We start from the raw sequence: 20,697 nt of genomic DNA on the forward strand, positions 1-20,697 counted from the left end.
CAACATGAGGTGCTTATGAAAACCCTCGTCAATCGACAGTTCGACTTCATGGGCAAGCGCCGGATCGCCTTTACGGTCTCGGCGGCGCTGATCCTGGCGTCGATCGTCTCGCTGCTGTTTCAGCAGTTGAATCTGGGGCTCGACTTCACCGGCGGCACGCTGGTGGAAGTGCGCTACGCCGTGGCGCCCTCGCTGGATGCCATTCGCCAGGTGCTCGAACAGGCCGGCTTTCGTGACGTTTCGGTGCAGACCTTCGGCGCCTCCACCGAGGTGCTGATCCGCCTGCAGCAGGCCTTCGACCCCGACGTAGGCGACCAGGTGGTCGGCCTGCTGCGCGCCGAAGGCGATGCGGTGCAGCTGGTGCGCGCCGAGTTCGTCGGCGCCCAGGTCGGCGAACAGCTGCGCGACCAGAGCGGCCTCGGCATGCTGGTGGCGCTGGGCATCGTGATGCTCTACGTGGCCTTCCGCTTCCAGTACAAGTTCGCCATCGGCGCCCTGCTGGCGCTGATGCACGACGTGGTCATCGTGGTCGGTATCTTTTCGCTGTTCCAGCTCGACTTCGATCTCACCGTGCTGGCGGCCCTGCTGGCGGTGATCGGCTATTCGCTCAACGACACCATCGTCGTCTACGACCGCATCCGCGAAACGATTCGCACCTCGCGCATCGACGACATGCCGGCGATCTTCAACGAAGCAATCAACCTCACTCTGTCGCGCACGCTGGCCACGTCTGGCACTACCCTGCTGGTGCTGCTGGCCCTGCTGCTGCTGGGCGGCGACATGATCCACTACTTCTCGATCGCGCTGATCATTGGCGTGGTGGTGGGCACCTTTTCCTCCATCTACGTGGCCGCCGCCCTGCTGCTTGCCGTGAAGCTGGAGCGCAAGGACCTGATTCCGCCGAAGAAGGAAGCACACGAGGAGGAGGAGCAGCTGCCATAAGCCCGCCGATGCACCGTTCTCTGCGCTAGAAACGACACCGCCCCCGCAGCAGCGCTGCGGGGGCGGTTGTCATTCAATGCCTGAAGCAGGACTCAGAAGTGCGGTTTGAGCTGCTGCACCAGCGCCTTGAACAGGCGCGGGCCGGCCGCCATCAGCGGGCCTTCGGTCTCGATGCCGGGCTGGCCGTCGGGGGTGCCCAGCAGCGCGCCGGTTTCCTTGAGCAGCAGGGTGCCGACCAGGCGGTCCTGCTCTTCCAGCCCGAGCACGAAGGCGAAGTCGACGCGGCCCGCGGCCAGTTCGGCCATATCGAGCAGGCCGCTGCCGGTGGCCAGCTGGGTCTCGACCTGGGGGCCGATCTGCTGGACCAGGGTCAGGTAGGCAGGCAGGTAGCGCGAGCGCTGCCAGCTTTCCGGCAGGCTCAGGGCCATCCGCGAACCGAGAATGCTGGTGGTCTTGGGCACGCGAATGCGCTTGCCGTTGTGCTGGGCACCGCGGCCGCGGCTGGTCAGGTATTCGTCGTCGCTGAAGGGGCAGATCACCACCGCATGCTCCGGACGGCCCTTCACCAGGCAGACCACCGACAGGGCAAAGCCCTTGCCGGCCACGCCCAGGCTGGAGTAGCCATGGAAGGGCTCGATCCGCCATTCGATGTCGCGACCTTCGCCTTCGCCGGCGCGGTAGGGAGTGAAGCGGCCAACCACCCCGTGCTGGGGATAGCCGCGGCTGAGCTGACGAACGATCAGGGTCTCGGCATTGCGGGCCGTATCTTCGAGCAGGCGCTCGAGGTTGTGTTCCTCGTGAGCATTTTCGATGCGCTCACGAATGCGCAAGAACTGTTCAGCGGCGCTGCGCGTGGCGCGCAGGGCGTATTGGACCATCGGATGCATGATCGGGCCTTGGAGCGTCGGTGATGTTAAAGAACGGGCGGGTTCGAGCGAAATGTCAACGCGATTCGGTCGAACGCGTGGCGCGCATCCTAGCAGAGTCGCTGCATGGGCGCCATGGCCGGTGACGGCATGGTAGACTCGCCCTCCTTTCCTGGGCATTCAACGGCAGAGGCTACATCGCATGCTCGACCGCATCCGCATCGTGCTGATCGGCACCAGCCACCCCGGCAATATCGGCGCCACCGCCCGTGCCATGCACAACATGGGCCTGACCGACCTGGTGCTGGTGGCGCCGCGCTGCGAACCGCTGACGAGCGAGAGCATCTCGCGGGCGTCCGGCGCCGATCACCTGGTGCACCAGGCCAAGGTGGTCGATACCCTCGAGCAGGCCGTGGCCGACTGCACCCTGGCCGTGGGCGCCAGCGCCCGCTCGCGCACCCTGCCCTGGCCGATGATCACGCCGCGGGCGCTGGGTGAACGGCTGCCCCAGGAGCTGGCAGGGGCCGACGCCCGCGTGGCGCTGGTGTTCGGTCGCGAGGACAGCGGCCTCTCCAACGCCGAGCTGCAGCGCTGCCACGCCCATGTGCACATCCCCACCAATCCGGACTTCAGCTCGCTCAACCTGGCCGCCGCCGTGCAGGTGCTGGCCTACGAGTGCCGCCTGGCCTGGCTCGCCGCCGCTGGAGCCGAGACGGAGCAGGAAGAGGAGCCGCACCAGCCGCTGGCCAGCCATGACGAGCTCGAGCACTACTTCGCCCACCTGGAACGCACCCTGATCGCCATCGGCTTCCATGATCCGGCGCTGCCGCGCCAGCTGATGGCCCGGCTGCGGCGCTTCACCCTGCGCGCCCGTCCCGAGCGCATGGAACTCAACATCCTGCGCGGCATCCTGGCGGCGACCGAAAAGGGAGCCGCCGCGCAGCGGCCCGACGCCGCCCCGCTGCAGTCGCCGGAGGAAGCGCGGCGGGAGCCTTGAACGCCACCCGCCGCACCCCCATATCGCAGACACTGCCTCCTGCGCCGCCCAGGCCGCTCACCGCCACCAAGGACCGCTGCATGTTTCAACGACTGCGCGAGGACATCAATAGCGTGTTCGCCCGCGACCCGGCGGCACGCAACTTCCTGGAAGTGCTGACCAACTACCCGGGCCTGCATGCGCTGCTGCTGCACCGCCTGGGCCACTGGCTGTGGCAGAAGAACCTCAAATGGCTGGCGCGCAGCCTGTCGACCTTCTCGCGCTGGCTCACCGGCATCGAGATCCATCCCGGGGCGAAGATCGGCCGGCGCTTCTTCATCGACCACGGCATGGGCGTGGTGATCGGCGAGACCGCCGAGGTAGGCGACGACGTCACGCTCTACCAGGGCGTCACCCTGGGCGGCACCAGTTGGAACAAGGGCAAGCGCCACCCCACGCTGGAAGCCGGCGTCATCGTCGGCGCCGGCGCCAAGATCCTCGGGCCCTTCACCGTTGGCGCCGGCGCCAAGATCGGCTCTAACGCCGTGGTCACCAAGGAGGTGCCGGCGGGCGCCACGGTGGTCGGCATCCCCGGCAAGATCGTCAAGCGCAGCGACCCGGACGCCGCCGCGGTGCTCGACGTGGACCCGGAGCGCCGCGAGGCGATGCGCCAGAAGTTCGGCTTCGACGCCTACGGCATCAGCGAGGACATGCCCGACCCGGTGGCGCGCTCGATCCAGGCCATGCTCGATCACATGCACGCGGTGGACGAGCGCATCGAGCGCATGTGCTCGACGCTGCGCAAGCTCGATGCCAACTACCGCGAAGGCAAACTGCCCGAGCTGCGCGACGAGGACTTCGCCGACATGCTCTCGGATATCGACGCCTGCTGCGGGCCGCACCCGAAGGGCAGCACGCCGCGCACACGCGGCACGCGGCCGGACCCCGACAGCCGCGGCAATGGTTGACCTTAATCGTCGGGTTTTACCATAATGGACGCCTGATCGCCGCGACACGCCGCCCGGCAAATGGCCGGCGCCACGGGAGTCGAGTAGTGATGTCCATCCTGCGTCTGATGAGCCCGCCATGCGTTTGACCACCAAGGGACGCTACGCCGTCACCGCCATGCTCGACCTGGCGCTCAATGCCGAAAAGGGGCCGACCAGCCTGGCGGATATCTCGCGTCGCCAGGAGATCTCGCTGCCCTACCTGGAACAGCTCTTCGCCCGCCTACGTCGTGCCAGTCTGGTCACGAGCGTGCGCGGCCCCGGCGGCGGCTACCTGCTGGCCCTGTCTCCCGCCGAAATCTCCATCGCCCGGGTCATCGACGCGGTCGATGAGAGCGTCGACGCCACCCGCTGCCAGGGGCTGTCAGACTGCCAGCAGGGCGACACCTGCCTGACCCACCACCTGTGGTGCGACCTCTCCGAGCAGATTCGCGGCTTCCTGAACAACATCACCCTGGGGCAGCTGGTCGAGCACGGCGACGTTCGCCGCATCGCCGCCCGCCAGCGCAGCCGCAGCAGCGACAACACCATCCTGACCTCACCCTGAGCCGCGACCCGCCTCGCCGCTCGGCCTGGAGACCCCCCGCGCCCCCATGAGCGATCTCGTCTATCTCGATTACGCCGCCACCACTCCGGTCGATCCTCGCGTCGCCGCGGCGATGAGCCGCTACCTGACCCCGGACGGCCTGTTCGCCAACCCCGCTTCGCGCAGCCACATGCTGGGCTGGCAGGCGGAGCAGGCGGTGGAGCAAGCGCGTCGCCAGGTCGCCGACCTGATCGGCGCCGACCCGCGCGAAATCGTCTGGACCAGCGGCGCCACCGAGGCCGACAACCTGGCCTTGATCGGCTACATGCGCGCCAACCGGGAGCGCGGCCGGCACCTGGTGACCTCGGTCATCGAGCACAAGGCGGTGGTGGACACGGCCCTGGCGCTGGAGCGCGAAGGCTTCGAGGTGACCTGGCTGACGCCCGGCGCCGATGGCCGCGTCACGCCCGAGCAGCTGCGCCAGGCGCTGCGCCCCGACACCGCGCTGGTGTCGCTGATGGCGGTGAACAACGAGCTGGGCTGCATCCACGACCTGGCGGCGCTGGCCGAGGTGGCGCATGCCGGCGGCGCGCTGTTCCATGTCGACGCAGCCCAGGCCACCGGGCGCATCGACCTCGACGTGAGTCGCCTGGGCATCGACCTGATGTCGCTGTCGGGCCACAAGGCCTACGGCCCCAAGGGCATCGGCGCGCTCTATGTGCGCAGAAGCCCCGACCTCCGCCTCGAGCCGCTGATCCACGGCGGCGGACACGAGCGCGGCATGCGCTCCGGCACCCTGGCCACGCACCAGATCGTCGGCATGGGCGAGGCCTTCGCCCTGGCCGCGACCGAAGGCAGCGCCGAGCAGGCGCGCATCCTGGCCCTGCGGAACCGCCTGCTCGAGGGGCTGTCCGAGCTGAACGGCATTCACCGCAATACGCGGGTCGAAGTGGCTGTCCCGCACATCCTCAACCTGGCGTTCGAGGGCGTGGACGGTGAATCACTGCTCATGGCCCTGCGCCGCATCGCCCTATCGACCGGCTCGGCGTGCAACTCCGCCAGCGTCGAGCCATCCTATGTACTGAAGGGGATCGGCGTGCCGCGCGCGCTGGCACTGGCCTCGCTGCGCTTCAGCTTCGGCCGCTTCACCACCGAAGCCGACATCGACGCCGCCCTCGAGGCCGTGCGCCATGCCCTGCCGGGGCTGCGGCGCTAGGGTACGACACCAGTCCTCGACGCACGCACCCGCGGGTTCGTGCATTGGCCTTACCATCGACTGGCGCAACTGCCGCACGGACGGCAGCATCGCGCCAGCCACCTTCGCTGCAGGAGAATGAACATGGCGCAACTCTCGATTACCGCCGCCGCCGCCGAGCAGATCCAGCGCGCGCTCGACGAGCGTGGCCATGGCCTGGGACTGCGCGTGACGGTCAAGCCCAGCGGCTGCTCCGGCTACAGCTACGTGCTCGACTTCGCCGACGAGGCCGCCAACGACGACGCTGTCTTCGAGGCCCACGGCGCCACCGTCTTCGTCGCCCCCGAGGCGCTTGAGATGCTCGACGGCAGCGAGGTCGACTATGTCTCGGAGGGGCTCAACCGCTTCTTCCGCTTCAACAACCCCAACGTCAAGGACCAGTGCGGCTGCGGCGAGAGCTTCACCGTCTGATACCAGGTACCAGGCCCGCCGCGCGGGACGACGATTGTTCAACGCCCACCGGCAGCGGTATACTCTGCGCCCAACGTTTTCTCGCGCTGACGCATCGCCCTGCCGGCCTGGCCGACGGGGCGATGCGACTGCACCACGATCCGCAGCGCCACGCCCTGAAAACCCGCCACGGCGGCATCATCGCAGCGTGACGCGATCCCCCTACGAACCTCAACGGAGACAGGCCCCATGGCAACCGAACGCACCCTTTCCATCATCAAGCCCGACGCTGTCGCCAAGAACGCCATCGGCGAGATCATCGCGCGCTTCGAGAAGGCCGGCCTCAAGGTCGTTGCCGCCAAGATGCTGCAGCTCGACGACGAGAAGGCCGGCGGCTTCTACGCCGAGCACAAGGAGCGTCCCTTCTTCAAGGACCTGGTCGGCTTCATGACCTCGGGCCCGGTGGTCGTTCAGGTGCTGGAAGGTGAAGACGCCATTGCCAAGAATCGCGAGCTGATGGGCGCCACCAACCCCAAGGAAGCTGCGCCGGGCACCATCCGCGCCGACTTCGCCGAGACCATCGACGCCAACGCCGTGCACGGCTCCGACTCCCCGGCTTCCGCCGAGCGTGAAGTGGCCTACTTCTTTAGCGCCGACGAGATCTGCCCGCGCTGATCGCCGCACCTGCCCTGCACTTCGCGGGGGCGCTCTCGCCCCCGCTCTCGCCCTGCCCCGACCTACGTGAAGCCATGACCACCAACACCGTCCAACGCACCAATCTGCTCGGCTTGTCCCGCGAGGAGATGGAAGCCTTCTTCCTCTCGATCGGCGAGAAGAAGTTCCGTGCCGCCCAGGTGATGAAATGGATTCATCACGAGGGGTGTGACGACTTCATGACCATGACCAACCTCTCCAAGGCGTTGCGTCAGCGGCTCTGCGAGGTGGCCGAGATCCGCGGGCCCGGCGTGGTCTACGAAGGCACCTCCAGCGACGGCACCCGCAAGTGGGTGCTGGAGGTGGAGGACGGCAGCTACGTGGAGACGGTGCTGATCCCGGCCGACAACGGCAAGCGCCGCACCCTGTGCGTGTCGTCCCAGGTCGGCTGTTCGCTCGATTGCAGCTTCTGCTCCACCGGCAAGCAGGGCTTCCAGCGTAACCTCACCGCCGCCGAGATCATCGGCCAGGTGTGGGTCGCCCAGCGCAGCGTGGGGCCACGCAAGGATACCGCCAATCGGCCGGTGACCAACGTGGTGATGATGGGCATGGGCGAGCCGCTGATGAACTACGACAACGTCGTGCCGGCCATGAAGCTGATGCTCGACGACAACGGCTACGGACTGTCCAAGCGCCGCGTCACGCTATCAACCTCCGGCGTGGTGCCGATGCTCGACAGGCTCGGCGACGAACTCGACGTGAGTCTGGCGATCTCGCTGCACGCCGCCACCGACGAGCTGCGCAGCGAGCTGGTACCGCTCAACCGCAAGTACAACATCCGCGCCCTGCTCGACGCCTGCCAGCGCTACCTGGCCAAGTGCGACGACACGCGCATGATCACCGTGGAATATACGGTGATCAAGGACGTCAACGACCAGCAGGAACATGCCACCCAGCTGGCCGAACTGCTGCGCGAACTGCCGTGCAAGATCAACCTGATTCCGTTCAACCCGTTCCCCCATTCGGGCTACGAGAAACCGTCGCGCAATCAGGTGATGCGCTTCCAGCAGTGGCTCTATGAACTTGGCTACACGGCGCCGATTCGCACCACCCGCGGCGATGACATCGACGCCGCCTGCGGCCAGCTGGTCGGCCGGGTGAAGGACCGCACCAAGCGCCACGAGCGCTACATCCGCTCGATCCAGATCGACGCGGACTGAAGCACCCGTCGCCTTGACTTCAACCCGTCACGGCGCTTTGATGGTCAGGCTTTTTTCGGGGCTGCTGCACCCGCCTGATGCCAGCAGCAACCGGCCGTTTTTTCGTAACGCCTTTCATGAGGTTGCCATGACGCGCTTCCCCTGGTTGCCTAGCCGACGCACGCCGCTGCCGCTGGTGGCCATCGTCGCCGGCTCGCTGTGGCTCGGCGGCTGCGCCGCGCAGCCGGAAGAGCGGGCGGGTGCTGCGCACGATCCGGCCGCGGCGTTCACCGAACTGGGCATCGCCTACCTCGAGCGCAACAACCTGGCCCGTGCCATGGCGGCCCTGGACCGCGCGCTGCAGTTCTCGCCGGATAACCCCGAGGCGCTGCAGGCCATGGCTATCGTCTACCAGCGGCAGGGCGAGCATGCCCTGGCCGACAGCACCTTTCAGCGCGCCCTGCAGGCCGACCCCGGCTTCAGCCGGGCACGCAACAACTATGCGGCCTTCCTCTATTCACGCGGCCAGGTCGAGAAGGCCTGCCGCCAGCTCGAGCAGGCGTCGCACGACACCCAGTACGCCAGCCGCGCCCAGCTGTTCGTCAACCTGGGCCAGTGTCAATGGGAGATGGGCCACGTGCCGCAGGCCAGGCAGAGCCTGGAGCGCGCCAAGAATCTCGACCCACGCAGCCCAGCGCCCTATTTCATGCTGGCCGAACTCGAGCTTGCCCAGGGCAATCTCGACGCGGCGCAGCAGCAGCTGAACCTTTACATCAGGCTGGCGGGCATGACGCCCGACGCCCAGGCGCTGGCCCGCGACATCGCCCGGGCCGGCGGCGACACCAGGCTTGTCACCCCCGGCCCCGACGGCCTGCGTTGACGTACCTTGACCCACGAATTCATGACGAAGGATGCTCATCCATGAGCGACAACCACGACAACGACGCCGTCGATTTCAGTTCCACGTCCTCCCCCGGGGAGCTGCTGCGCCGCGAACGCGAGACCCAGGGCCTTTCCGTGGAAGAAGTGGCGACGGCTCTCAATCTTCGCCCCGCCGTGGTGGTGGGCCTGGAAGCCGACAACTACGAGCAGGTACCCATCGCCGCCTACCGACGCGGCTACCTGCGCGCCTATGCACGCCTGCTCGGCATCGATGACGGGCCGATACTCGCCGCCTATCGCCACAGCTTCGGCGGCCAGGAGACGGAGCACCGCGTGACCCCGGTGCAAGTGACCCGGCCGCCGTCGCGCATCGCCGCCTGGCTGTTCAAGCTGGTCACCCTGCTGGTGATCGCCGGTCTGATCGGCTTGACCTTGGCATGGTGGCAGAGCCGCGACGGCACCCAGGCACCGGAGCTCGGCGACAGCGGCCCGGTATCGGTGGAGCGGCTCGACGGCACCACCGTGGTCGAGGAGGAGCCTGCAGCCGAGATCCAGGAAGCCCTGCCACCGCTGCCGGCCGAAGGCGTCGACCCGCTTCGCACGGACGCCGCGGACGCCGAGGCACCGGCCACCGAGGTCGACCCCACCGGGGCCGTAAGGCTGGTGGGAGCAGGCGAGCCGGCGCTGCAGGACGAGGCCGAGCTCGACGGTGCAGTCGTCGAGGCCGCGCCGGAACCCGAAGCGCCCGCCGCCGAGGAAGCCGCCGAGCCGGACGAGGCGCCTGCCGCCACGGCCGATCGCAGCGTGCTGCAGCTGACCTTCAACGAGCAGTCCTGGACCGAGATCTTCGATGCCAACAATCGCCGTGTCTTCGTCGGCCTGCAGGAACCCGGCACCTCCGCACGCGTCGAAGGAGAGCCGCCGTTCCGCCTGACCATCGGCAACGCCACCGGCGTCGAACTGAGCTGGGGCGGCGAGCGCGTCGACCTGCGTGCCCGTGCGGGAGCCAACAACGTGGCCCGCTTCACTCTGGGAGATTGATACCGCCGCCATGCATTCCCCATCGCCTATCATTCGCCGCAAGTCCCGTCAGATCTTCGTTGGCCAGGTGCCTGTCGGGGGCGATGCCCCCATTTCCGTACAGAGCATGACCAACACCAATACCCTGGACGTGGACGCCACCGTGGCCCAGATTCGCCGGCTCGAAGATGCTGGCGCCGACATCGTGCGCGTCTCGGTACCCTGCATGGATGCCGCCGAGGCCTTCGGCCGCATCAAGCAGCAAGTTCAGGTGCCGCTGGTTGCCGATATCCACTTCGACTACAAGATCGCCCTGCGCGTGGCCGAGCTGGGCGTTGACTGCCTGCGCATCAACCCCGGCAACATCGGCAAGGAAGAGCGCGTGCGCGCCGTGGTCGCCGCCGCCCGCGACAACGGCATCCCGATTCGCATCGGGGTCAACGCCGGTTCGCTGGAAAAGGACCTGCAGCGCAAGTACGGCGAGCCCACGCCGGAGGCGCTGGTGGAGTCGGCCATGCGCCACATCGATCACCTCGACCGCCTCGACTTCCAGGAGTACAAGGTCAGCGTCAAGGCCAGCGACGTGTTCATGGCCGTGGCCGCCTATCGCCAACTGGCCAAGCTGATCGAACAGCCGCTGCACCTGGGCATCACCGAGGCCGGCGGCCTGCGCTCCGGCACGGTGAAATCCTCCATTGGCCTCGGCATGCTGCTGATGGACGGCATCGGCGACACCCTTCGCGTCTCGCTGGCCGCCGACCCGGTGGAGGAGATCAAGGTCGGCTACGACATGCTCAAGAGCCTGCGGCTGCGCAGCAAGGGCATCAATTTCATTGCCTGCCCGAGCTGCTCACGCCAGAACTTCGACGTGATCGGCACCATGAACGCCCTCGAGGAGCGCCTCGAGGACATCATGACCCCGCTCGACGTCTCGGTGATCGGCTGCATCGTCAACGGCCCCGGCGAAGCCAAGGAGAGCGACATCGGCCTGACCGGCGGCAGCCCCAACAACCTGGTCTACATCGACGGCAAGCCGGCCACCAAGCTGACCAACGACCACCTGATCGACGACCTGGAGCGCCTGATCCGCGAGAAGGTTCGCGAGAAGGAAGCCGCCGAGCAGAATGTGATCGCCCGCGGGGCCTGACCGGCCGCCGACCCACAAGGAGCCACCGTTGAGCAAGCCCTCATCAAGCAGCATGAAGAAACTCCAGGCGATTCGCGGCATGAACGACCTGCTGCCGGACCAGTCCGCCCTGTGGCAGTACTTCGAAGGCAAGGTGGCCACGCTGCTGCGCCGCTACGGCTACGCCGAGATCCGCACGCCCATCGTCGAGCAGACTGCGCTGTTCGCCCGCTCCATCGGCGAAGTGACCGACATCGTCGAGAAGGAGATGTACACTTTCGAGGACCGCAACGGCGATAGCCTGACCCTGCGCCCCGAAGGCACGGCGAGCTGCGTACGCGCCGCCATGGAGCACGGCCTGCTGCACAACCAGACCCAGCGGCTGTGGTACCAGGGGCCGATGTTCCGCCACGAGCGGCCGCAGAAGGGGCGCTATCGGCAGTTCCACCAGGTCGGCGTGGAGGCCTTCGGCCTCGAAGGGCCGGATATCGACGCCGAAGTCATCCTCCTCTCGGCGCGGCTGTGGAAGGAGCTGGGGCTGCTCGAGCACGTCACCCTCGAGCTCAACTCGCTCGGCTCCTCCGAGGCCCGGGCCGCCTACCGCGACACCCTGGTGGCCTACTTCGAGCGCCATCGCGACCAGCTCGACGAGGACTCGCTGCGCCGTCTCACGAGCAACCCGCTGCGCATTCTCGACTCCAAGAATCCGGACATGGCGGCGATGCTCGCCGATGCCCCCAAGCTGATGGATCACCTCGACGATGCCTCCCGCGAGCATTTCGCCGGGCTCACCGCCCTGCTCGAGGCCGCCGGCATCGACTACGTGATCAATCCGCGCCTGGTACGCGGCCTCGACTACTACGGCCGCACGGTGTTCGAGTGGACCACCACCGCGCTGGGCAGCCAGGGCACCGTGTGCGCCGGCGGCCGCTACGACGGCCTGGTCGAGCAGCTCGGCGGCAAGCCGACCCCGGCGGTCGGCTTCGCCATGGGCATCGAGCGGCTGGTGCTGCTGCTCGACACCCTGGGGCTGGTCCCCAGCGCCGCACTGGCCGAGCTGGACGTCTATCTCATGGCCATGGATGATAGCGCCGAGCGCGACGCCCTGCTGCTTGGCGAAAACCTGCGCGAAGCGCTGCCCGAGCTGCGTCTGCAGCTTCACTGCGGCGGCGGCAGCTTCAAGAGCCGGATCAAGAAGGCCGACAAGAGCGGTGCCCGCCTGGCCCTGCTGCTCGGCGAAGACGAGCTGGCCAAGGGCGAGGTCACGCTGAAATTCCTGCGCGAAGCGCGCGACCAGCAGCGCCTGCCGAAGGCCACGCTGGGCCAGGCGCTCGGCGACCTGCTGTCGACCGGCGCCTGAGTCCCGAACCGAACTGCCAAGATCTTGCCGTTTTAAAGGAGGCCGCCCGTGGCGGAGCTGAGAACCGAAGAAGAGCAGCTGGATGCCATCAAGCGCTGGTGGAAGGAGAACGGCACCGCGCTGATCGCCGGGGTGGCCATTGCCATCGCTGCCGTGGTGGGCTGGAACGCCTGGCAGAGCTACCAGGAGAACCAGGCACAGGCGGCCTCGATGCGCTATCAGCACCTGGTCAACCTCACCGCCGAGGCCGAGCTGGACGCCACCCGGGTCAGCGAGGCGCAGGCACTGGTGGCCGAGATCACCGACAGCCATTCGCGCACCCTGTATGCCGACCTGGCGCGCCTGATCGACGCACGCCTGGCCGTCAGCCAGGGTGAGCTGGGACAGGCCCGCGACACCCTCGAATCACTGATCGACGCCAGCCGCCGCGACTACATCCAGGGGCTGGCCCGCCTGCGCCTGGCCCGGCTGCAGCTGGAAGAGGGCGCGGCGGAAGCCGCGCTGGACACTCTTTCCGGCGCCATCCCCTCCTCGCTCGCCGCCCAGCAGGCCGACGTGCGCGGCGACGCGCACCTGGCGCTCGGCCGCGAGGACGAAGCGCGCCAGGCCTGGCAGGACGCCCTGACTTACGCCGAGCAGCGCAACCAGCCGGTCTACGGCGTGCAGCTCAAGCTCGAAGCGCTCGGCATCGAGGAGGCCACCCTATGAACCGCGTCACGCTCCGCAGGGCCGCCTGCGCCCTTGCCGCCACCTTCGCCCTGGGCCTGCTGGCCGGCTGTGCCAACAAGGCCGAGCCTCGCTACGCCCCCAAGGATCTGCAGCGCTTCGAGGCCACGGCCACGCTGGCGACCGACTGGCGCCAACGCGTCGGCCAGGGCCTCGGGCGGGCGCACTACCCCATCGCTCCAAGCCTCGACGGCGGCACGATCTTTGCCGCCGACGAGCGCGGCCGCATCATGGCCGTGGATGCCACCAGCGGCGAGCGCCTGTGGCAGAAGGAGCTCGGCGTAGGCGTTTCCAGCGGCCTCACCGCCGTGGCCAACCAGGTCTACTTCGGCACCCGCAACGGTGAAGTGCTGGCCCTGAACCAGCGCGACGGCGAGATCGCCTGGCGCTCGCGGGTCGCCAGCGAAGTGCTGGCCCCGCCGCAGCCCAACCAGCAGCTGCTGGTGGTCAAGAGCGTCGACGGCTCCGTCACGGCGCTCGACCGCCGCACCGGCCAGGAGCGCTGGGTGCACACCACCACCGAGCCCGCCCTGACCCTGCGCGGCACCGGCACGCCGTCGGTGATCGACCCGGTCACCTTCGTCGGCCTTGCCAGCGGCCGCCTGGTCACCCTGGACAACCGCAGCGGCCAGCCGCTGTGGGAGCGCCGCATCGCCGTGCCGCGCGGGCGCAGCGAGGTCGACCGCCTGGTCGACCTCGCTGGCCAGCCGGTGCTGACGCCGGACGGTCGCCTGTTCGTCACCAGCTACAACGGCCGCCTGGTCGCGCTCGACGCCACCAGCGGCGAGACCCTGTGGGACCGCGAGCATTCCAGCCACCAGACCCCGGTCCTGGTCGGCGATCGCCTGTTCACGGTCAGCGAGGCCAGCCACGTCACCGCTTTCGACGCCCGCAGCGGCGAGGAGCTGTGGCGCAACCGCGATCTCGAAGGGCGCTGGCTGACCGCGCCGGCGTTTGCCGACGGCCAGCTGGTGGTGGGCGACTTCGAAGGCTACCTGCACCTGCTCGACATCCAGACTGGCCGCTTCACCGCTCGCACCCGTATCGATAGCTCCGGCATCAGCATCAGGCCGATGACCGACTTCCGCCGCATCTACGTGCTGGCCAACAACGGCCGCCTCGAGGCTCTGGAACTTCGCCGATGACCCCTGTGATTGCCCTGGTCGGCCGCCCCAACGTGGGCAAGTCGACCCTCTTCAACCGCCTGACCCGCACCCGCGACGCTCTGGTCGCGGACTTCCCCGGGCTCACCCGCGACCGCAAGTACGGTAACGGGTTGCTCGGCGGCAAGGCCTACACGGTGATCGACACCGGCGGCATCAGCGGCGACGAAGAAGGGATCGACGCCGCCATGGCCGAGCAGTCGCTGGTCGCCATCGACGAGGCGGACATCGTGCTGTTCATGGTGGACGCCCGTGCCGGGCTCCACGTGGCCGACGAGGCCATCGCCAACCACCTGCGCGTCAACCAGAAGAAGACCTGGCTGGTGGTCAACAAGACCGACGGCCTCGAAGAACATTCGGCTATGGCCGACTTCTGGACGCTGGGGCTGGGCGACCCTCACCCCATCGCCGCCGCCCATGGACGCAACGTCACCACCCTGATCGAGGAAGTGCTGGCGCCCTTCCCCGAGCGCGACGAGAGCATCCCGGCGGACGTCGGCACCAAGGGCATCCGCATCGGCGTCATCGGTCGGCCCAACGTGGGCAAGTCGACGCTGGTCAATCGTCTGCTGGGCGAGGAGCGGGTCGTGGTCTTCGACGAGGCCGGCACCACCCGCGACGCCATCGAGATCCCCTTCGAACGGCGCGGCAAGCCCTACGTGCTGATCGATACCGCAGGCGTCAGGCGACGCAAGAACGTCAGCCTGATCGCCGAGAAGTTCTCGATCATCAAGACCCTGGAAGCGATCAAGGAGTGCCATGTCGCGGTCATGGTGCTTGATGCCAGGACCGGGCTGGTTGAGCAGGACCTGCACCTGCTCGACTTCGTGCTGACCTCGGGACGCGCGCTGGTGCTGGCGGTCAACAAGTGGGACGGCCTGGAGAGCGAGGCCAAGGAGGACATGCGCGCCGAGCTCAAGCGGCGCCTGGGCTTCGCTGACTACGCCGAGCTGCACTTTATCTCAGCGCTGCATGGCACCGCGGTGGGCGATCTCTACCCCTCGATCGAGCGCGCCTTCGCCTCGGCCCACTCCCGCTGGTCGACCAACCGCCTCACCACGCTGCTGCAGGACGCCGTGAGCCAGCATCCGCCGCCGCTGGTGCATGGCCGCCGGATCAAGCTGCGCATGGCCCACCAGGGCGGCACCAACCCGCCGATCATCGTGGTGCACGGCAACCAGACCGAGGCGCTGCCCGAAGCCTACAAGCGTTTCCTGACCAACACTTTCCGCAAGGTACTCAAGGTGCGCGGAACGCCGATCCGCTTCGAGTTCCGCTCCGGCCAGAACCCCTTCAACCCGCTGGCCGGCGCCAGCGACCGGGAAAAGGCCAAGCAGCGCGAACTGGGACGCACCAAGGAGGCGCGCAAGAAGCGCCGCTGACCCACACCGGCCGCCCGGCCGAGCAATACCCGGTCGCCCGTCCTGGGCGATCGTGCCACCCCACCCTGACAAACCGCTTCATCCAACGGGAGGAGCCGATGTTTTCGACTCGCGTGCTGTCGTTCTTCAACCCGCGCCGCCGCTGGCGCCTGATCGCTCCGCTGAGCCTGGCGATGCTGCTTACCGGCTGCCTGGCCCTGCCCCAGACCGGGCTGTTCGCCTTCCGCCTCGCGGTGACCTCGCTGGGCGTGGAGGATGTGCGCATCGGCCCCTATTCGGTCCAGGCCGGGCTGGATACCAGCGACGTCGCCTCGCTGATCGCCTCCAGCCTCGGCATGGGCAGCCTGCCGGTGCAGGCCACCCTGGCCATGGGCCTGTCGCTGCCGGCCGGGATGCCGCCGGTGGAAATGGCGGGCTTTCGCTGGACCCTCGACGTACCCGGCGCCGAGCCGGTCAGCGGCAACTACCAGCAGGACGTGACGCTGACCTCAGGTGACGATGCCCGCCTGCGCCTGCCGGTCGCCTTCGACGTGCTGGCAACGGATCGCCGCCGCCTGGCCCCCATGGTGGAGCTGGCCAGCCAGCTCGCTAGCCAGGGCGAGCTGCCCGCCGGCAGCGAACTGGCGATCACGCCGGGCAGCCTGCGCGGCCTGGGCGTAACCCTGCCTGCCGGACTTTGGACACCGACCCTGCGCTTCGGGGTGGGTGAAAACGGCGAGCTGACACCGCAGCGCTGAGGCCGGCGCGCCTGGCGGCTACTCGCCGTGCAGCCGGCGACGGCCGATCCACTGACAGGCGAACTGCCAGGCGCCCCGCCCGCTGCGCCCGCCGCGCAGCGTGGCGTAGCGGATCGCCTCGGCGCGGGCCTCGGCGCCCCAGTCCGCCGCGCTGCCCAGTTGGGTAACCCAATGGCAGCACGCCTCCAGGTAGGTGTCCTGGCTGAATGGATAGAAGCCAAGCCATAGGCCGAAGCGGTCGGAGAGCGAAATCTTCTCCTCCACCGCATCGCCGTGGTGCAGCTCCTCTCCCACCAGGCGCGAGCCCTGGTTGTCGGCCATGGACTCCGGCAGCAGGTGGCGGCGGTTCGAGGTCGCGTAGAGCAGCACGTTGGGCGGCGGGCCGGTCAGCGCGCCGTCGAGCACGCTCTTGAGCGCCTTGTAGGCATCGTCGTGGCCCTCGAAGGAGAGATCGTCACAGTAGACCACGAAGCGCTGCGGCTGCCGGCGCAGCTGTTCGACCAGCAGCGGCAGCCCGGCCAGGTCGTGACGATCGACCTGCACCAGGCGCAGCCTCTCTTCCGCCAGGCTGTTGAGCAGCGCCCGGATCAGCGACGACTTGCCGCTGCCGCGCGAACCCCACAGCAGCGCATGGTTGGCCGGCAGCCCCTGCAGGAACGCACGGGTATTGTCGACCAGCGCCAGCTTCTGGCGCTCGATGCCCAGCAGGTCATCCAGGCTGAGCGCATCGCGCGGCGGCACCGGCAGCAGCCGGCCGCCCAGCGGATGGCGCTGCCACAGCGCCGCCACGTCGCGCTCCCAGTCCACCTCCTGCGGGGCGGGCGGCAGCCAGTGCTCCACATGATCCAGCAAGCGGCTCAGGCGTCTGCTCAGCTCGGCATCCATCGGCGTCTCCTCGAGACTTTCACGGTTCACGGTTGACCTTGTTACGCTTCGGGGTATCTTGTGGCGAACCGCCACTCCCGTCCAGGGTCTCAAGGGATCTGCTCGAAGAGGTATCGAACATGCGCTGGATTCGCTGTGTTGCCGTGGCCACCCTGGCCTTGACCCTAACCGCCTGCACGACGTCGCCGACCGGCCGCCAACAGCTCACCCTGATGTCGGATGCACAGCTCAACCAGATGGGCCGCGAAGCCTTCCAGCAGTACCAGCAGGATCTGCCGCCGGCGGGCCCGGCACAGCAGCGCTATGCGCAGTGCGTTGCCGACGCCATCATTGCCGTGCTGCCGGAGCGCGAGCGCCAGCAGGACTGGCAGATTCGCGTGTTCGAATCGGAGCAGGCCAACGCCTTCGCGCTGCCCGGTGGCTACATGGGCGTCAATACCGGGCTGCTGGCCATCGCCAGGTCCCCGGACCAGCTCGCCTCGGTGATCGGCCACGAGATCGGTCACGTGCTGGCCCGCCACGCCAACGAGCGCGTCTCGACCCAGGCTTCGACCCAGCTGGCGCTGTCGGTGCTCTCCTCGGCGGCCGGCATGCAGGGCCCTGGCGGCGAGCAGCTGATGGGCGCGCTGGGCCTCGGTGCCCAGTACGGCGTGCTGCTGCCCTTCTCGCGCCGCCACGAGAGCGAGGCCGACATCATCGGCCTGCGGCTGATGGCCGATGCCGGCTTCGACCCGCGCGCCAGCCTCGAGCTGTGGGAGAACATGAGCGCCCAGGCCGGTGGCGCCCGACCACCGGCCTGGATGTCCACCCACCCCAGCCACGGCCAGCGCATGCAGGGCCTGCAGGCCGAGATGCCCGACGCCCTGGCGCGCTACGAGCAGGCCCGCCAGGCGGGGCGTCAGCCCAACTGCCCGCGTCCCTGAGGCGCAGCCACCCTTACCGCACGCGGCGTCTGCCGCGTGCCGATCTTTCGACAGGAATCCGTGATGTTGCGTCTTGGTCTGCTGCTGCTGGTCCTGCCCCTGCTGGTGCTGATGGGGCTCTATTTCTGGGAGCTGAGCAGCGTGCGCGAGTGCACCCTGGTCCAGAATGGGCACTGGGACTACCTGGCGGGGGCCTGCCGCGACACGCCCCAGCCCTTCGTGTCTTGGATGGAGCGTATGCCCTGGCTGGTCAATGGCGGCATGCTGCTGTCGGTGGCCGGCATGGTGATGTGCATGCTCGGCCTCTACGTCAAGCGCCGCTGAGCCTTACAGAGCTCGTCTGAGCCGCTCGCGCACCGGTCCGGTGTCGGGGCGCTTGCCACGCCACTGGAAGAACGACTCGGCGGCCTGCTCGACCAGCATGCCCAAGCCGTCGAGGGTGCGCGCCCCGCGCGCTGCGGCCCAGCGCAGGAACACGGTGGGCTCGGCGCCGTACATCATGTCGTAGGCGGTGGCGTGCGGGGCGAAAAGCGCATCGGGCAGTGGCGGAAGCTCGCCCGAAAGGCTCGCGCTGGTACCATTGATCACCAGGTCGAACGGCCCGTCCAGCGTCTCGAAGCCGCCCCCCCGCACCTCGCCCAGATCGGCGAAGTCCTGCGCCAGCGCCGCCGCCTTGGCCGCGGTGCGGTTGGCGATGACCACGTAGCGGGGCTGGCCGGCCAGCAGCGGCTCAAGCACGCCGCGCACCGCCCCGCCTGCACCGAGCACCAGAATACGCGCCCCTTCCAGCGTCACCCCATGGTGCTCAAGATCGCGCACCAGGCCGACGCCGTCGGTGGTATCGCCGTAGGTGAGAGCATTCTTGCCCAGCACCAGCGTATTGACCGCGCCGGCCCGCCGGGCGCGCTCGCTCAGGGTGTCGCAGAGCCGGAAGGCCTCTTCTTTGAACGGCACGGTGACGTTGGCGCCCCGCCCGGCTTCGGCCGTGAACCTGTGCCAGGCACCGGTAAAGTCATCCAGCGGCGCGGCAATGGCGGTGTACTCGATGGCCTCGCCGGTCTGTTCGGCAAAGGCGGCATGGATCAGCGGCGACTTCGAGTGAGAGATGGGGTTGCCGAAGACGCAGTAACGGTCGGTCATGAAGAGGCTCCTCCCCCTGCCATTTCGCCCAGCCAGTCGCGAGGGCGCAGATACTCCCGATACAGCACCTCTTCGGCGCTGCCCGGTTCCGGCGTCCAGCCATAGGACCAGCTCGCCAGCGGCGGCATCGACATCAGGATCGACTCGGTGCGCCCGCCGCTCTGCAGTCCGAACAGGGTGCCGCGGTCCCACACCAGGTTGAACTCGACGTAGCGCCCGCGGCGGTAGAGCTGGAAGGTCCGCTCGCGTTCGCTCCACGGCGTCGCGCGGCGCCGCCGCACGATCGGCAGGTAGGCGTCGAGGAAGGCATCGCCCACCGCACGCTGGAAGGCGAAGCTGGCGTCGAAGTCCCACTCGTTGAAATCGTCGAAGAACAGCCCGCCTACGCCGCGGGTCTCCTCGCGGTGCTTGAGGTAGAAGTACTCGTCGCACCAGGCCTTGAAGCGCGGGTAGACTTCGTCGCCGAAGGGCGCGCAGGCGTCGCGGGCAATCCGGTGCCAGTGCACCACATCCTCGTGCACCGGGTAGTAGGGAGTGAGGTCGAAGCCGCCACCGAACCACCACACCGGCGCCTCGCCCGCCTTCTCGGCGATGAAGAAGCGCACGTTGCCGTGGCTGGTCGGCACGTGGGGATTCTCGGGGTGCAGCACCCAGGACACTCCCACCGCATGGAAGCCGCGCCCGGCCAGCTGAGGCCTTGCTGCGGTGGCCGAGGGCGGCAGCTGGTCGCCGTAGACATGGGAGAAGTTGACGCCGCCCTTCTCGAATACCCGCCCCTGCTCCATGACCCGGGAGCGGCCGCCGCCACCGCCCTCGCGCTGCCAGTGCTCCTCGCGAAACTCGGCGCCGCCATCCTCGGCGGCGAGGCCGGCGCAAAGCCGATCCTGCAGGTCGAGCAGATAGTGTTTCACCGTGTCGAGATTGGCACGCGCCATGTTCCGTCTCCCCAGGTCGTTGGCCGGTTCAGGCGCGCAGCACCTGCCCCGTGCGCAGGTCGCGAATGGTACTGGGGCGATCCAGCCCGCCGAGCTCACCCGCCAGGATGGCGTCGAGCTCATCGCCGAAGATCTCGCGCACCTCGGCGGCGCTCATGGCCGAAGGCTCGCTGGCCTTGTTGGCCGAGGTCGACACCACCGGTCCACCGTAGGCCTGGCACAGGGCCGCCACGCCGGCATGCGCACTGACGCGCAGCGCCACGCAGTCATGGGCGCCGCGCACCAGCGCGTGGGTGCGGCCGTTGTCGGGCACCAGCCAGGTGTTGGGCCCCGGCCAGCTCGCGACCAGCGGCGCATGCAGCTCGGGCGGCAGCCCCTCGAGCCAGGGAGCGAACTGCTCGATGGTGGCCGCTACCAGGATCAACCCCTTGGCGGGGTCGCGCTCCTTGAGCCGCAGCAGGCGCGCCACGGCCTCGTCGTTGTCGGGGTCACAGCCCAGGCCCCAGACGCCTTCGGTGGGGTAGGCAATTACACCGCCGGCACGCAGCGCAGCGACGGCAGCATCGAGAGAGTCGGCCACGTTGTTCAATCTCCTGCAGGGCG

23 protein-coding genes are annotated in these 20,697 nt (G+C 68.3%); 18 read left to right on the forward strand and 5 right to left on the reverse strand.

From position 1 onward, the window contains the following. Window positions 1–15 precede the first annotated feature (15 nt). Window positions 16–942: a protein translocase subunit SecF gene (gene secF / locus ACT7B3_RS14750; RefSeq protein WP_444676793.1), complete on the forward strand. Its 927-nt coding sequence runs from the start codon at window positions 16–18 to the stop codon at window positions 940–942. Between the two features lie 92 nt (window positions 943–1,034). Here the strand turns inward: secF and ACT7B3_RS14755 are convergent, their stop codons facing one another. Then, the gene (locus ACT7B3_RS14755; protein WP_445158475.1) at window positions 1,035–1,829 is read right to left on the reverse strand and encodes an inositol monophosphatase family protein; all 795 of its coding nucleotides are present in this window, start codon (window positions 1,827–1,829) and stop codon (window positions 1,035–1,037) included. Between the two features lie 181 nt (window positions 1,830–2,010). On the opposite strand from ACT7B3_RS14755, the gene trmJ reads away from it, so the two are divergent. The 15 genes from trmJ to ACT7B3_RS14830 all read left to right on the forward strand — a co-directional run bounded on the left by trmJ (window position 2,011) and on the right by ACT7B3_RS14830 (window position 16,211). Beyond that, window positions 2,011–2,805: a tRNA (cytosine(32)/uridine(32)-2'-O)-methyltransferase TrmJ gene (trmJ, locus tag ACT7B3_RS14760; RefSeq protein ID WP_445158476.1), complete on the forward strand. Its 795-nt coding sequence runs from the start codon at window positions 2,011–2,013 to the stop codon at window positions 2,803–2,805. An 80-nt stretch (window positions 2,806–2,885) separates the two neighbouring features. Beyond that, the gene (gene cysE, locus ACT7B3_RS14765) at window positions 2,886–3,752 is read left to right on the forward strand and encodes a serine O-acetyltransferase (protein WP_445158477.1); all 867 of its coding nucleotides are present in this window, start codon (window positions 2,886–2,888) and stop codon (window positions 3,750–3,752) included. A 118-nt stretch (window positions 3,753–3,870) separates the two neighbouring features. After that, window positions 3,871–4,338 carry a Fe-S cluster assembly transcriptional regulator IscR gene (gene iscR / locus ACT7B3_RS14770; protein ID WP_445158478.1) on the forward strand — a complete coding sequence of 156 codons (468 nt, stop codon included), beginning with the start codon at window positions 3,871–3,873 and terminating at the stop codon, window positions 4,336–4,338. Between the two features lie 46 nt (window positions 4,339–4,384). Next, a complete protein-coding gene (locus ACT7B3_RS14775; protein WP_444676791.1) occupies window positions 4,385–5,533 on the forward strand; it encodes an aminotransferase class V-fold PLP-dependent enzyme in 1,149 nt (382 codons plus the stop codon). A 123-nt stretch (window positions 5,534–5,656) separates the two neighbouring features. Beyond that, complete coding sequence (locus ACT7B3_RS14780; protein WP_444676790.1) at window positions 5,657–5,983, forward strand: HesB/IscA family protein; 327 nt, start codon at window positions 5,657–5,659, stop codon at window positions 5,981–5,983. 228 nt (window positions 5,984–6,211) lie between these two features. Beyond that, window positions 6,212–6,637: a nucleoside-diphosphate kinase gene (gene ndk / locus ACT7B3_RS14785; RefSeq protein ID WP_444676789.1), complete on the forward strand. Its 426-nt coding sequence runs from the start codon at window positions 6,212–6,214 to the stop codon at window positions 6,635–6,637. A gap of 74 nt (window positions 6,638–6,711) precedes the next feature. After that, complete coding sequence (gene rlmN / locus ACT7B3_RS14790; protein ID WP_444676788.1) at window positions 6,712–7,836, forward strand: 23S rRNA (adenine(2503)-C(2))-methyltransferase RlmN; 1,125 nt, start codon at window positions 6,712–6,714, stop codon at window positions 7,834–7,836. Between the two features lie 127 nt (window positions 7,837–7,963). Then, window positions 7,964–8,695: a type IV pilus biogenesis/stability protein PilW gene (gene pilW / locus ACT7B3_RS14795; RefSeq protein ID WP_444676787.1), complete on the forward strand. Its 732-nt coding sequence runs from the start codon at window positions 7,964–7,966 to the stop codon at window positions 8,693–8,695. Window positions 8,696–8,736: 41 nt separating this feature from the next. Further along, window positions 8,737–9,738 carry a RodZ domain-containing protein gene (locus ACT7B3_RS14800; protein ID WP_444676786.1) on the forward strand — a complete coding sequence of 334 codons (1,002 nt, stop codon included), beginning with the start codon at window positions 8,737–8,739 and terminating at the stop codon, window positions 9,736–9,738. Window positions 9,739–9,748: 10 nt separating this feature from the next. Then, a complete protein-coding gene (ispG, locus tag ACT7B3_RS14805) occupies window positions 9,749–10,864 on the forward strand; it encodes a flavodoxin-dependent (E)-4-hydroxy-3-methylbut-2-enyl-diphosphate synthase (protein ID WP_445158479.1) in 1,116 nt (371 codons plus the stop codon). Window positions 10,865–10,916: 52 nt separating this feature from the next. Continuing rightward, window positions 10,917–12,203 carry a histidine--tRNA ligase gene (gene hisS / locus ACT7B3_RS14810; protein WP_444679268.1) on the forward strand — a complete coding sequence of 429 codons (1,287 nt, stop codon included), beginning with the start codon at window positions 10,917–10,919 and terminating at the stop codon, window positions 12,201–12,203. A 48-nt stretch (window positions 12,204–12,251) separates the two neighbouring features. Beyond that, the gene (locus ACT7B3_RS14815; RefSeq protein ID WP_445158480.1) at window positions 12,252–12,911 is read left to right on the forward strand and encodes a YfgM family protein; all 660 of its coding nucleotides are present in this window, start codon (window positions 12,252–12,254) and stop codon (window positions 12,909–12,911) included. Next, window positions 12,908–14,074, forward strand: a complete 1,167-nt coding sequence (bamB, locus tag ACT7B3_RS14820) for an outer membrane protein assembly factor BamB (protein ID WP_444676783.1) — start codon at window positions 12,908–12,910, stop codon at window positions 14,072–14,074. The genes ACT7B3_RS14815 and bamB overlap by 4 nt, the downstream gene beginning before the upstream one ends. Further along, a complete protein-coding gene (gene der / locus ACT7B3_RS14825) occupies window positions 14,071–15,474 on the forward strand; it encodes a ribosome biogenesis GTPase Der (protein ID WP_444676782.1) in 1,404 nt (467 codons plus the stop codon). Before bamB ends, der begins: the two co-directional genes overlap by 4 nt. Before the next feature lie 98 nt (window positions 15,475–15,572). Beyond that, window positions 15,573–16,211 (forward strand): hypothetical protein, encoded by a 639-nt coding sequence (locus ACT7B3_RS14830; RefSeq protein WP_444676781.1) that lies wholly within the window; start codon window positions 15,573–15,575, stop codon window positions 16,209–16,211. Window positions 16,212–16,229: 18 nt separating this feature from the next. On the opposite strand, the gene ACT7B3_RS14835 is transcribed toward ACT7B3_RS14830, so the two are convergent. After that, on the reverse strand, window positions 16,230–17,096 hold the full coding sequence (locus tag ACT7B3_RS14835) for an ATP-binding protein (protein ID WP_445158481.1): 867 nt from the start codon (window positions 17,094–17,096) through the stop codon (window positions 16,230–16,232). A gap of 119 nt (window positions 17,097–17,215) precedes the next feature. Here ACT7B3_RS14835 and ACT7B3_RS14840 point away from each other — a divergent pair, with 119 nt between their 5' ends. Then, the gene (locus tag ACT7B3_RS14840) at window positions 17,216–18,019 is read left to right on the forward strand and encodes a M48 family metallopeptidase (protein ID WP_444676780.1); all 804 of its coding nucleotides are present in this window, start codon (window positions 17,216–17,218) and stop codon (window positions 18,017–18,019) included. Window positions 18,020–18,082: 63 nt separating this feature from the next. Next, window positions 18,083–18,343, forward strand: coding sequence for a hypothetical protein (locus ACT7B3_RS14845; protein ID WP_444676779.1), 261 nt, complete (start codon window positions 18,083–18,085; stop codon window positions 18,341–18,343). Window positions 18,344–18,346: 3 nt separating this feature from the next. On the opposite strand, the gene aroE is transcribed toward ACT7B3_RS14845, so the two are convergent. From aroE to ACT7B3_RS14860, 3 genes are read right to left on the reverse strand one after another with little or no spacing between them, the layout of a single operon-like run. Continuing rightward, window positions 18,347–19,159, reverse strand: coding sequence for a shikimate dehydrogenase (aroE, locus tag ACT7B3_RS14850; protein WP_445158482.1), 813 nt, complete (start codon window positions 19,157–19,159; stop codon window positions 18,347–18,349). Then, complete coding sequence (gene hemF / locus ACT7B3_RS14855; RefSeq protein WP_445158483.1) at window positions 19,156–20,094, reverse strand: oxygen-dependent coproporphyrinogen oxidase; 939 nt, start codon at window positions 20,092–20,094, stop codon at window positions 19,156–19,158. Before hemF ends, aroE begins: the two co-directional genes overlap by 4 nt. Window positions 20,095–20,122: 28 nt before the next feature. After that, a complete protein-coding gene (locus ACT7B3_RS14860; protein WP_445158484.1) occupies window positions 20,123–20,674 on the reverse strand; it encodes an L-threonylcarbamoyladenylate synthase in 552 nt (183 codons plus the stop codon). Window positions 20,675–20,697 lie beyond the last annotated feature (23 nt).

Source organism: Halomonas sp. E14 (assembly GCF_052568415.1).